The organism is Streptomyces sp. NBC_01233 (genome assembly GCF_035989305.1).
In the GTDB taxonomy this organism is placed as follows: domain Bacteria; phylum Actinomycetota; class Actinomycetes; order Streptomycetales; family Streptomycetaceae; genus Streptomyces.
Genome location: NZ_CP108514.1, coordinates 6370472 through 6382729 on the forward strand (window position 1 = coordinate 6370472; position 12258 = coordinate 6382729).

Annotated in this window: 12 protein-coding genes; 5 read left to right on the forward strand and 7 right to left on the reverse strand. The window is 71.5% G+C overall.

Translation table 11 applies throughout. The features are described 5' to 3' along the window. Positions 1-178: 178 nt before the first annotated feature. From OG332_RS30525 to OG332_RS30535, 3 genes are all read left to right on the forward strand, one after another. The gene (locus OG332_RS30525; RefSeq protein WP_327416478.1) at positions 179-1027 is read left to right on the forward strand and encodes a 3-hydroxyacyl-CoA dehydrogenase family protein; all 849 of its coding nucleotides are present in this window, start codon (positions 179-181) and stop codon (positions 1025-1027) included. Between the two features lie 182 nt (positions 1028-1209). Continuing rightward, a complete protein-coding gene (locus OG332_RS30530) occupies positions 1210-1533 on the forward strand; it encodes an STAS domain-containing protein (RefSeq protein WP_030153791.1) in 324 nt (107 codons plus the stop codon). Positions 1534-1726: 193 nt separating this feature from the next. After that, positions 1727-4240, forward strand: a complete 2514-nt coding sequence (locus OG332_RS30535; protein WP_327416479.1) for an ATP-binding protein — start codon at positions 1727-1729, stop codon at positions 4238-4240. A 78-nt stretch (positions 4241-4318) separates the two neighbouring features. Here OG332_RS30535 and nucS read toward each other — a convergent pair whose 3' ends face one another. Next, entirely contained in the window at positions 4319-4990 is a 672-nt protein-coding gene (gene nucS / locus OG332_RS30540) for an endonuclease NucS (RefSeq protein ID WP_327416480.1), read from the reverse strand. Positions 4991-5210: 220 nt separating this feature from the next. On the opposite strand from nucS, the gene OG332_RS30545 reads away from it, so the two are divergent. Next, positions 5211-5603 (forward strand): SCO5389 family protein, encoded by a 393-nt coding sequence (locus tag OG332_RS30545; RefSeq protein ID WP_030660337.1) that lies wholly within the window; start codon positions 5211-5213, stop codon positions 5601-5603. Between the two features lie 16 nt (positions 5604-5619). Here the strand turns inward: OG332_RS30545 and OG332_RS30550 are convergent, their stop codons facing one another. Beyond that, positions 5620-6651 carry an LLM class flavin-dependent oxidoreductase gene (locus OG332_RS30550; RefSeq protein WP_327416481.1) on the reverse strand — a complete coding sequence of 344 codons (1032 nt, stop codon included), beginning with the start codon at positions 6649-6651 and terminating at the stop codon, positions 5620-5622. A 228-nt stretch (positions 6652-6879) separates the two neighbouring features. Here OG332_RS30550 and OG332_RS30555 point away from each other — a divergent pair, with 228 nt between their 5' ends. Beyond that, entirely contained in the window at positions 6880-7206 is a 327-nt protein-coding gene (locus OG332_RS30555) for an ATP/GTP-binding protein (protein WP_327416482.1), read from the forward strand. 6 nt (positions 7207-7212) lie between these two features. Here OG332_RS30555 and OG332_RS30560 read toward each other — a convergent pair whose 3' ends face one another. The 5 genes from OG332_RS30560 to OG332_RS30580 form a co-directional block, all read right to left on the reverse strand. Continuing rightward, complete coding sequence (locus OG332_RS30560) at positions 7213-8040, reverse strand: ABC transporter permease (RefSeq protein ID WP_327416483.1); 828 nt, start codon at positions 8038-8040, stop codon at positions 7213-7215. Further along, positions 8037-9152 (reverse strand): ABC transporter ATP-binding protein, encoded by a 1116-nt coding sequence (locus tag OG332_RS30565; protein WP_327416484.1) that lies wholly within the window; start codon positions 9150-9152, stop codon positions 8037-8039. Before OG332_RS30565 ends, OG332_RS30560 begins: the two co-directional genes overlap by 4 nt. A 153-nt stretch (positions 9153-9305) precedes the next feature. Next, entirely contained in the window at positions 9306-10076 is a 771-nt protein-coding gene (locus tag OG332_RS30570; RefSeq protein ID WP_327419425.1) for an ABC transporter permease, read from the reverse strand. Between the two features lie 2 nt (positions 10077-10078). Next, complete coding sequence (locus OG332_RS30575; RefSeq protein WP_327416485.1) at positions 10079-11101, reverse strand: ABC transporter ATP-binding protein; 1023 nt, start codon at positions 11099-11101, stop codon at positions 10079-10081. Positions 11102-11205: 104 nt separating this feature from the next. Next, the gene (locus tag OG332_RS30580) at positions 11206-12144 is read right to left on the reverse strand and encodes a cellulose-binding protein (protein WP_327416486.1); all 939 of its coding nucleotides are present in this window, start codon (positions 12142-12144) and stop codon (positions 11206-11208) included. Positions 12145-12258 lie beyond the last annotated feature (114 nt).

Genomic DNA, 12258 nt, shown 5'->3' on the forward strand with positions numbered 1-12258 from the left:
GGGTGAACTGGAGGGCCAGGCAGGGGTGCTGGGCCGTACCGGTGTGATGTCCGTCATCTGAGACGTGACGCGTGTTACTTCGCGGTCACAGCGCACCGCCCGGGCGCTAGTCTCCGCCGGAGTGGCTACGAGACCGTGCCGTATTGAGACCGGTCATTTGAAGAACGTGGGGTGTGCAGTGGCTGGGAAGCTCGCCGTCATCGGTGCCGGACTGATGGGTTCCGGGATCGCTCAGGTCTCCGCTCAGGCGGGTTGGGACGTCGTGCTGCGCGATGTCACCGACGCCGCGCTGACCCGTGGCACGGACGGGATCAAGGCCTCGTACGACAAGTTCGTCTCCAAGGGGAAGATGACGGCCGAGGACGCCGAGGCGGCGCTCGCGCGCATCACGACGACCACCGACCTCGACGCGGTGGCCGACGTGGACATCGTCGTGGAGGCCGTCTTCGAGAAGATCGAGATCAAGCACGAGATCTTCCGCGCCCTCGACAAGATCGTGCGCGAGGACGCCATCCTCGCCTCCAACACCTCCGCCATCCCGATCACCAAGATCGCGGCCGCGACGGAGCGTCCGGAGCGGGTCGTCGGCGCGCACTTCTTCTCGCCCGTCCCGATGATGCAGCTGTGCGAGCTCGTGCGCGGCTACAAGACGAGCGACGAAACCCTCGCCACCACGCGGGCGTTCGCCGAGTCCGTCGGCAAGACCTGCATCGTCGTGAACCGCGACGTCGCCGGTTTCGTGACGACCCGTCTGATCTCCGCGCTGGTCGTCGAGGCCGCCAAGCTCTACGAGTCGGGCGTGGCCTCCGCCGAGGACATCGACATCGCCTGCAAGCTGGGCTTCGGGCACGCGATGGGGCCGCTGGCCACCGCCGACCTCACGGGCGTCGACATCCTGCTCCACGCCACCAGCAACATCTACACCGAGTCGCAGGACGAGAAGTTCGCGCCGCCGGAGCTGATGCGCCGGATGGTGGACGCGGGCGACATCGGCCGCAAGAGCGGGCAGGGCTTCTACAAGCACTGAGGCCCGGGCCGACCGTCGAGCGCCGCCGTTCGAATATCGGTTCACCCCTCAGGGTGAATTAGGTATCGGTTCGCTCACGGTCGGCAACTTCCCTGCCCGTGGGGCAGTCAGTTCAAGTGAGAGTTGCCGACCACGGACCAGTCGGACCATACGTACGCAGTACTGCACTGCCGGGAGTACACATGCACATCAGGGGCGACCACGCCGAACTCGCTGTCGGGGGCCGCCTCGACGTGCGCAGCGCGGCGGACGCCCGTACGGCCCTCCACACCGCGCTCGACGACGGCCACGGCGACCTCGTGCTCGACCTCACCGGGCTCGACTCCTGGGACGCCACCGGCCTCGGCGTGATCATGGGCGCGCACCGGCGGGCCGGCCGGACCGGCCGGCGCCTCGTCCTGCGCGGCGTGCCGCCGCAGATGCAGCGGCTGCTCGTCGCGACCCGGCTGCACCGGATCCTCGCGATCGAGGGCGGCCTGGAAGCCGAGTCCCTGCCCCGCGTCTGAACGGGCAAGCCGCTGACCTTTGCATTTCCTGCGGAAACGTAACGGTCCGGTGGTGATCGCACCCCTGCGGTTTCCCGCACGACCGGCCACGGTCTAGGGTTCGGGCGGAAACCGGACCAGGAGCGACCGCGGGTGCGCCGAGGCCGGGCGGTACGACGGCGAGGCGCGCGGCCCGCGATCGGGGGACTGGATCATGGACCGAATACAGGGGCAGACCGAGCACGACGGGCAGCCCGCAGGCGGCTCCGCGCCGCCCGTGCCCGGATCCGGGCAGGCTCCGGCCCCGTCCGGTGCGACCGCTGCGCCCACTCGGCCCACCGCGACCGCCGCACCCGCGGCACACGGGCCCGCGCGCGTCGTCACCCTGACCGCGGGCGACTTCACCCTCACCGTCAACCCGGTCGACGGCAGCGAGATCGAGCCGCTCCGCCCCGGCACCGAGCGGAGCCGCCCCGCCAAACGCGACGCGGTCGCCCGTACCGCCGGGGACACCGCCGCACGGCCGTCCGCCCTGCCGGGCCCCGCCGTCCCCGCACGGCCGCTGCTCGCCCGTGAGGAGGAGCAGGAGCGCCTCGTCCGCCTGCTGGCCCGGGGGCGGTCCGTACGGCTGACCGGACCTTCCGGATCCGGTCGCAGCGTGCTGCTCGACGCGGTTGCCGTCCGGTGCGCGGGCCTCGCGCCCGACGGCGTCGTACGGCTCTCCGGATACGGGCACCAGCAGCCCTCGGAACTCCTCCAGACGCTCTACGCGACCGTGTACGAGGCTCCGGGGGAGCGGCCCGAGCGCGACGAGCTGCTCGCCCGCGTCCGGGACATCGGCGCCGTCGTCCTCCTCGACGACATGGAGATGGGCGGCGCCGCACTCGACGAGCTGCTGCGCGCCACCCCCGAATGCGCCTACCTGCTCGCCGCGACCCCCGACACGCGCTCCCCCTCCGACGACTCGCACATCGAGGAGGTCTTCCTCGGCGGGCTGGGCAAGACCGACTGCGTCGATCTCCTCGAAGCGGGCCTCGGACGGCCGCTGACGGACGAGGAGACCGCCTGGGCGGGAGACCTGCGCTTCGCCTCCGAGGGGCTGCCGCTGCGCTTCGTCCAGGCCGCCGCGCTGCTGCGGCAGCGGGACGAGCTCAACCACGCCGCCGAGGACGACGACGAGGAGGAGCCCGGCGTCTTCGACGAGCGCCCGCGCGACCCCGCGCAGGTGCCGCTGCCGACGCTGGCCGAGGGCGCGGCCCCGGCCGAGCTGCTGGCCTCGCGGGTCAGCGAGTCGGCGCGCGCCGCCCTGCGGATCGCCTGCGCGCTCGGCGGGGAGCTGCCGCACCACGCGCACCTGCCGGCGCTGGTGGGGGACACCCACGCCGATACGGCGGTGCCCGAGCTGCTGGCCTGCGGGCTGCTGACGCCCGTCGGGACGCGCTACCGGCTGGCCGCCGGCGTCGCACGACAGCTGGAGGAGGCCGGGTACGGGGACACCGCGGCCGAAGAGGCCCGTACGGCCGCCCGGCACTACGCCTGGTGGACCGGACACGCCTCGGTGACCCTGGAGCGGGTCGCGGCCGAGGCGGACGCGGTCCTCGCGGCGCTGGCCGGTGCCGACGTGGTGGCGGCGGTGCTGCTGGCACGGACGGCGGCCCCGGCGTTCGCGGGCTCGCTGCACTGGGAGGCGTGGGAGCGGGTGCTGCGCTCCGGGGCGGAGGCCGCGCGCAAGGCGGGAGAGGTCGCCGAGCAGGCGTACTTCCACCACGAGCTCGGCGTGCTGGCCCTGTGCGAGGGGCGCCTGGACCGGGCGCGGGCCGAGCTGGAGACCTCGATCGGGCTGCGGGGCGCGCTGGCGGACAAGCGGGGCACGGTGGCCGGACGGCGCGCGCTGGCGTTGGTCGTGGACCGGGAGGCGGCGGAGGCGGCTCCGTCGCCTCCGCTGAGGCTGGAGGCGCCGGCGGCCCTGGCGGCGGCTTCGGAGGCGGTGACGGTGGCGACCCCGTCCGCCCCGGCGGTCTCGCCGGCCCCTGCGGCCCCGGCCGTGAAACGGCCGACCCCGTCCCTCGCGCCGACCCCGTCCACCCGCGTCGCCCCCGTGGTGAGGCCCGTCTCCGCCGAGGCGGTGACGCGGATGACCCCGGTGGTGCCGGTGTCCCGGAGCTCGGAGCCGCCCACGACGCTGTCGGAGGTGTTCGAGGACGCCTTCCCGCTGTCGCCGAAGCCGGCCGCGCCCGCCGCCCTCCCGAAGCCGGCGCCCGCGCCGGCCAAGGATGCGGGCCGGCGCCGGCTGGTGCTGCTGGCCGGCGCGGGAGCGCTGACGGTGGTGGCCCTGGGCACGGTCGTGGCCCTGGCGCTGGGCTCCTCGGACGACGCGCCGCCGGCGCAGGTCCCGGCGGTCTCCCTGACCCCGACGGCCGTGGTCCCGCCGACCGTGCCGGGGCCCAGCGTGAACGACCCTGCACAGCCGCCGGCCTCGGCCCCGTCGTCGGAGGCCGCGCAGCCGGGACAGAGCGCCGCCGCCCCGACCCCCGGCCGCACGCCGGGCCGGACCCCGTCCCGCCGTCCGTCCCCGACGCCGCCGAACTCCCCGCCGCCGTCGTCGTCCGTTTCGCCCCCGCCGACGAGCGCGGGGCCGTCTCCGACGCCGACCGAGACCGCCGTGCCGTCGCCGACGGCCACCCAGGCGGTCACGGCCACCGCGGCCTCCCCGCCCACGGGCCCGTGAACGCCGACGGCTCCGTCCTTCGGGACGGAGCCGTTGCGTCAGTGGGCGGTCGGGCGGACAGTCGGGCTGGGCGGGGGATCAGAACAGGCGGAGCTTGTCGTCCTCGATGCCGCGCATCGCGTCGTAGTCCAGGAACACGCAGTCCATCCCGCGGTCCGTCGCCAGGACCTTGGCCTGCGGCTTGATCTCCTGGGCGGCGAAGATGCCCCGGACCGGCGCCAGGTGCGGGTCGCGGTTGAGGAGTTCCAGGTAGCGGGTCAGCTGCTCGACGCCGTCGATCTCGCCGCGCCGCTTGATCTCCACGGCCACCGTCGCGCCGGAGGCGTCCCGGCACAGGATGTCCACGGGACCGATCGCCGTCATGTACTCGCGCCGGATCAGGGTGTAGCCCTCGCCCAGCGTTTCGATGCGGTCCGCGAGGAGTTCCTGCAGGTGTGCCTCGACGCCGTCCTTGATGAGTCCCGGGTCGGTGCCGAGCTCGTGGGAGGAGTCGTGCAGGACTTCCTCCATGGTGATGATGAGCTTCTCGCCCGCCTTGTTGATGACCGTCCACACCCCGGAGTCATCACCGCTCCCCTCTTTGAGGGTGCACGGGGGCGACATCCAGTTGAGCGGTTTGTACGCCCGGTCGTCCGCGTGGATCGAGACACTGCCGTCGGCCTTCACGAGGATCAGACGGGGTGCCGAGGGCAGATGGGCGGTGAGCCGGCCCGCGTAGTCAACGGAGCAGCGGGCAATGACGAGACGCATGGTCGGCAACGCTACTCGACCGACGGGCCTCCACGCGATTCGCCCCTGAAAGCCCCCTTCGCGGATGGCGCGTTGTATGCGCATTCTCCTGGTGCGCCACCCATGGGGCGCCTACCGTGGTGAGCGGGAGGTGGCGGAGCGTGCACTCTGCGTCGCGACCTCCTTCCCTGCCCGTAAGACTCCGGCAACCCAATCGGCCGGGGTCGCGAGAGGAGAACCCATGTCGCTCGACGTCTCACCGGCCCTACTCGAACAGGCCGAGCGAGGCGAGGTCGACGAAGCCGCTTTCGTCGACTGCGTCCGGACCTCCCTGCCCTATGCATGGGAGATGATCAGCTCGCTGGTGGCCCAGCTGAAGGTGGACGGCGGACAGTTCGCCGACAACCAGACGCCGCCGCCCGACGAGCAGGCGCGGGGGCAGCTGCTGCGTGCCCTCGCGAGTGACGCGATACGGGGTGCCCTGCAGCGGCACTTCGGAGTGCGCCTGGCTTTCCAGAACTGTCACCGGGTTGCGGTGTTCCCGCTGGACCCCTCGGTGGACGACCGGCTGGCCAAGTTCACTTCGATCCGCGGTCAGCTGCTCAACCAGTCGCCGGAGCTCCGGGACTGCTGAGCGGGTCCGGTAGGTCTCAGCCGAGGCGGGGCAGGACCTCGACGCCGAGTCGTCGTACGTTCTCCTCCGTCGCGGCGAGATCGCCGGAGCCTTCCGTCAGGAGGGCGAAGCGCGTGATGCCCGTCCGTGCGGACGTGGCCGCCAGCCGGTCCGCCGCCACCTCCGGGGTGCCCACCGGGTGCAGGTCGCACAGCAGTTCCGTGTACGCGACCGGATCCCGCATCGCGCGCACGCGTCCGTCCACCGTCACGTGCGCGTCCAAGCCCTGCTTGAGCCAGCCCGGCAACGCCTTGAGCAGGGTCTCGCGGGCGTCCGCCGTGCGGTCCGCGAGCTGGCACACCCCGGCGGAGACGTGCCCCGCGTCCGCCACCTGATCCCGCGAGTGGCCCGCCGCCAGCGCCGTGCTGCGCCACAGCTCGACCATCTCCGCCTTGGTCTCGTCCCCGCAGTGCATGCCGAGGAGCATCGGCAGCCCCCGCTGCGCGGCCAGCCGTACCGACGCGGGAGAGGTGCACGCCACGATGACCTCCGGCCCCGCGCCGTCCCCGTCCAGGGCCTCCGACGGCCGCGGTACGACGGCCACCTCGCGGAAGCCGTACCGCTCGCCGGCGGCTCCCACCCTCGCCTCCGTCAGCCAGCGCCGCAGCAGGTCGAGGGCCTCCGGGAAGCCGTTCTCGTAACTGTCCAGGCCGCCCCCGAACACCTCCAGGTCGACCCACGGCCCGCCGCGGCCCACCCCGAGGGTGAAGCGGCCGCCCGAGGTCAGGTGCAGCAGGGCCGCCTGCTCCCCGAGAGCCACCGGGTGCGTGCTCGGCAGCACGCTCACCGCCGTGCCCACGCGCAGCCGCCGGGTCCGGCCGAGCAGGAGGGCCGCCAGGGCCACCGCCGAGGGGCAGACCCCGTACGGGACGAAGTGGTGCTCGGCCAGCCAGACCGAGTCCAGCCCGGCCTCCTCGGCCACTTCGGCGGTCCGCACCGCCCGGTGCAGTGCCTCTCCCTGTCCCTGGCCCGGGAACTGGGCCGCCAGTACAAACGCTCCTACGCGCATCGCCTTTACCCTCCTCGCGGCTGACGCGGCCTCCCCAGGTGGACCGGTTCTTCCTATGGCAACAACGTCTGACACGTGCCAAAGGCACGGGCTGACAGGAAAGTTATTGGGATTGTCGGGCCATTCCTCTTCGCGCGGCCGCCTTCTTCAGCCACCCTGCGGGTACCCGGCCTCGCTGCGCGTAGTCTGGGAGAAAGTCACTGCCGTCCGCCCTTCCGTGAGGTATACGTGTCACCGCGCAACAACCGTCCCAGGGGCGGCGAGACCCCGGAGGAACGCCCCAGCACCGGCCTCGACCGCTACGGGCTGGAGCGCACCGAGGAGTACCAGGGCGAGGACTGGAAGGTCCGCCACGTGGCCGGTGCCAGCGCGGCAGGCAAGCGCTACCGCTGCCCCGGCTGCGACCAGGAGATCCCCTCCGGCACCCCGCACCTGGTGGCCTGGCCGGAGTACGGCGGCGTGGACGACCGGCGGCACTGGCACAAGGCCTGCTGGAACGCGAAGGACCGCCGCACCTCGAAGGTGCAGCGGTCCCGCAACGCGCCCCGGTACTAGGGCGCCCTAGACGTCCCGGCGGCCGACCGACAGGTACGAGGCGGCCACCGCTCCGCCCGTGACCAGCACGATGAGCACCAGCTGCGAGAGGTTGCTGGGAGCCGCGCCCAGGTCGCCGCCCTCCTTCATGCCGAACAGCTGGCTCAGCGCCACCGGCACGTTGCGCTGGAGGATCGCCCGTCCGAAGGGCGCGACGGCCTCCCAGCTGATGAGCATGGCCCCTATCACCGGCGGCAGCGTGACCAGGCCGAGCATGACGGAGATCGCCCCGGCCGAGTGCCGCACCAGCGCGCCGATCGCCAGCGCGAGCACGCCGAGCAGGGTGACGTAGAGGCAGCCGCACAGCGCGCCGAGCCACTCGTGTGCGGCGTGCGTGCCGGCCGCGGCACCGTCGTGGGCGAGCGACGCGGCGATCCCGACCACGAAGACGGACAGCATGGTGGTGACGAGGGCCGTGGCGCTGAAGACGAGGTACTTCGCGGTGAGCACCCGGTACCGGTCCGGGGCGGCGGTGAACGTGGTCCGCGCCAGCCCGGTGCCGTGCTCCGAGGTGATGGTCAGCACACCGAGGACCATCACCGCGATCTCCCCCACCAGCAGACCGAAGAGGGCGGGTGTGGTGAAGGTGATCCCCTCGTAGTCCTCGTCCGAGGTCTGCGAGACGAAGAGCAGCCCGATGCCGACGACGGTGAGCACGAGCGAGCCCAGCGTCCACATGGTGGAGCGGATCGAGATCAGCTTGGTCCACTCCGAGGCGACGGCGTGCCCCAGATGCGGCCGCGGCGTGGGGAGGGGGGAGCTGTAGCTCCGGGGCCGCTCCGGCGTCGGGGTCATCGTGTGTCCTCGGGGGATTTCTTGGCGGTGCTCGTGAGCTCGCCGGGATGGCTGGGCATGAGGAAGGGCTGCCCGCCCGCTCCGGGCGGCGGCGGCGCGAAGAAGCCCGTCTGCGGGACGTGCGGTGCCGCCGGCTCCTCCTCCCACGCCGGGAGGGCCAGCGGCTCGGGCTCCCAGAGCTCGGCCCGCGGGTCCTCGGTGGAGGTGTACTCGACCGCGGACTGGGTCATCCGCATGTACGCCTCCTCCAGCGAGGCGTGGTGCGGTGAGAGCTCCCACAGCCGTACGCCGGCCTCGTGCGCGAGGTCCGAGATGCGGGGCAGCTCCAGGCCGGTCACGCGCAGTGCTCCGTCGGGCTCCTGGAGGACCCGGCCACCCGCCCTGGTGAGGGTCGTACCCAGTGTGTCCCGGCCATCCGGATCAGTGTCGGCCGCGCGCACCCGAGCGAATCCGGCCGAGTTGTGCGCGATGAACTCCTGGGTGCCCATCTCGGCCAGCAGCCGCCCGCGGCCGATGACGATCAGGTGGTCGGCGGTCAGCGCCATCTCGCTCATCAGGTGCGAGGAGACGAAGACGGTGCGGCCCTCGGCGGCCAGCCGGCGCATGAGGTTGCGGACCCAGAGGATGCCCTCGGGGTCGAGCCCGTTGACCGGCTCGTCGAACAGCAGCACCTGCGGGTCCCCGAGCAGGGCGGTGGCGATGCCGAGCCGCTGGCCCATGCCGAGCGAGAAGCCCTTCGTGCGCTGCCGGGCGGCGTCCTGGAGCCCGACCACGGCCAGGACCTCGTCCACCCGCTTCTCCGGGATCCCGGAGAGCTGGGCGATGGAGAGCAGGTGGGTACGGGCCCGGCGGCCGCCGTGCAGGGCCTTGGCGTCGAGCAGGGCCCCGACGTGCCGCTGGGCGTTCGGGAGCTCCCGGAAGGGGAGGCCGTTGATCGTGACATGGCCGGATGTGGGCCGGTCCAGCCCCAGGATCATGCGCATGGTGGTGGACTTCCCGGAGCCGTTGGGCCCCAGGAATCCCGTGACGTGACCCGGCTTGACCTGGAAGGACAGCTGGTCGACGGCGGTCTTGGCGCCGTAGCGCTTGGTCAGGCCGACTGCCTCGATCATCTTGCTGCCCCTTACCAGGCCGGGACGACTTTCGCCCGCGTAAGGGTTAAGAGGATAACGAGGTTCCTCTGGTTCCGTCCCGGGCCGGATCCCTGAGCTGCCCCTGAGACCGACCCGGGGATCCCCCGTAGTACCCCGGTTCCGTAGCTCCCATTAGGCGTCCCTCTTGCGGAGGACGGCGTAGCCCCCGAGTGCCGCGGCCAGCGTCCAGAGCACCATGATCCCGAAGCCGCCCCACGGGCCGTACGGGGTTTCGGGGGACCCGAAGGCGTTGGGCACGACCTGCATGATCCTCGCCCCGGCGTTGCTCGGCAGGTACTGGCCGACCGTCCGGGTCGCCTCGAAACCGTTGAGGAGGTTCGAGACGATCAGGAAGAAGGGGATCAGGATGCTGATGGCGGCGACCGAGCTGCGCAGCATCGCCGCCACGCCCATGCAGAACAGGGCGAGCAGCGCCAGGTACAGTCCGGCGCCGATCAGGGCGCGCAGCACGTTCTCCTCGTCGACGCCGATGCCGAGGTCACCGAGGAGCGCCTGGGTGAGGAAGAACGACACGAAGCTGGTCAGCAGCCCCACGGCCAGGGCCAGCGCCGTCGCCACTGCCATCTTGCCGAGCAGGAAGTGCCCGCGGCGCGGTACGGCGGCCAGCGACGTGCGGATCATGCCCGTGCTGTACTCGGTGCTCACGACCATCACACCGAAGACGATCATCGCCAGCTGTCCGAACTGCATCGAACCGAAGCTCATCGCGGTGGGGTCGAAGGTGGCCTGCTGGGCCGGGTCCAGATTGCTCTTGTCGAACGTGGCGCTGAACAGCGCGGCGAACCCGACGGTGACGAGGAAGACGAGGGCGAGGGTCCAACTGGTGGAGGCGACCGTGCGGATCTTGGTCCACTCGGACTTGAGGACGGCGTTGAAGGCCATGGTCACTCGCCGCCCTTGCGCGTCGCCTCGTAGCCGGCGCCCCAGGCGGGGACGTCGGCCGGCCGGGCAGGGTTGTCGGCGGCCATGCCGGCCGGGACGGGGGCGCCGGGTGCGCCCGGTGCGTGGGCGTGGTACTCGACGGAGTCGGCCGTCATGCGCATGAACGCTTCTTCCAGTGAGGCCCGTTGCGGGCTGAGCTCGTGCAGCACGATCTGGTGCTGGGCGGCGAGCTCGCCGAGCTGTTCCGCGCTCGCCCCGTCGATCTCCAGCGTGCCGGTGGCGGGGACGCTGACGGCGTTGATCCCGGCATCGTGCAGGACGTCCTTGAGCCGTTCCTGCTGCGGGGAGCGCAGCAGGACGTAGCTGCGGGAGTTCTGCTGAATGAAATCGGCCATGGGAAGATCGGCCAGAAGCCTCCCTTGACCAATGACGACCAAATGGTCTGCGGTCAGCGCCATTTCACTCATCAGATGGGAGGACACGAAGATCGTTCGCCCCTCTGCCGCCAGTCCCTTCATCAGATTGCGGATCCAGAGAATTCCCTCCGGGTCCAGACCATTGACGGGCTCGTCGAACATCAGGATTTCCGGATCGCCCAGCAGTGCGGAGGCGATTCCCAGCCGTTGGCCCATGCCCAGCGAAAATCCTTTGGACTTCTTCTTCGCCACGGCCGTCAGCCCGACCAGGTCCAGCACTTCGCCGACCCGGCTCTGCGGGATCTCGTTCGACTGGGCCAGGCAGAGCAGGTTGTTGTACGCGCTGCGGCCGCCGTGCATCGCCTTCGCGTCCAGCAGCGCCCCGATGTGCTTCAGCGGCTCCGGCAGGTCGCGGTAGTGCTTCCCGTCGATCCGGACCGTCCCGCTGGTCGGATTGTCGAGGTCGAGCATCATGCGCATGGTCGTGGACTTCCCTGCCCCGTTGGGGCCGAGGAAGCCGGTCACCACCCCCGGTCGGACCTGGAAGCTGAGGTTGTCCACGGCGGTCTTCGCACCGAATCGTTTGGTAAGTCCCTCTAGCTCGATCATGCGGCCACGCTAGAACGCCCGAGGGCCCTACGCCACCTCGAAAGGGTGACGCAGGGCCCTCGGTCGGGCCAAGCACGTGTGACGGGTTTCGAGCCGGCGGTCGATCAGCGGCTCTGCTGCGCCGGGACGCCGCGGCTGACCGGCTCGTCGTCCACGATCGGGGTGGCCGCGGCGACGGCCGCACCGGTGAGCGTCGCCAGCATCTCGCGGACGTTGGTCAGCTGCGCGTTGATCGAGTCGCGGCGGTTGGTGAGCGCCGCCAGCTCGCGCTCGGACTCGCTGCGGATACGGTCCGCCTTGGCGTTGGCGTCGGCCACGATGTCCTCGGCCTGGCGCTGCGCGGTCTCCACGGTCTGCCGGGCACGGCGCTCCGCGTCCGTACGCAGCTTCTCGGCCTCCAGGCGCAGCTGCTCGGCACGGTGCTCGATCTCGGCGAGGCGCTTCTCGGCCTTGGCCTGACGCGAGGCCAGGTCGCGCTCGGACTGCTCACGGCGCTTGGCCAGGTTGGTCTCGAAGTCCGCGGCGGCCTGGGCGGCCTTGGCGCGGGTCTCCTCGAACAGCGCGTCGGCCTCCTCGCGCTTGGAGGCCGCGTCCTTCTGGGCCTCCGCGCGCAGGGTCGACGCGTCGCCCTTCGCCTTCTCGACGATGCGGACGCCCTCGTCCTCCGCCTTCGTCTTGCGGTCGGCGGCGAACGACTCGGCGTCGTTGCGCACCTGCTGGGCAGCCGACTCGGCCAGCTCGCGGTGCTGCTCGGCCGCGCGACGGGCCTCCTCGCGCAGGTCCTTCGCCTCCTCCTCGGCCAGCCGCAGGATCTTCTCGACCCGGGCGCCGAGGCCGGCGTACGACGGCTCGGCGTCGTTCACCTGGGCCTGGGCGTTCTGCGTCTCGAGGTGCAGCTCCTCGATCCGCTTTTCCAGAGAGTTGATACGTCCAAGGGCGCTGTCGCGGTCGGAGACCAGCTTGGTAATGCGGTCGTCCACCTGACCGCGGTCGTAACCACGCCGCACGAGCTCGAAGCCGAAGGGGGAGGAAGTGTCGCTCATGGGGTTCCTGTCGAATGAGACCGATGAGGTGCTACGTGAGGTGTTAAGGGGAATCCTAGGCGCCCAAGCGGCGTGTCATCGAGTCAATCCGCGTTTGATCTGGACAATGACACC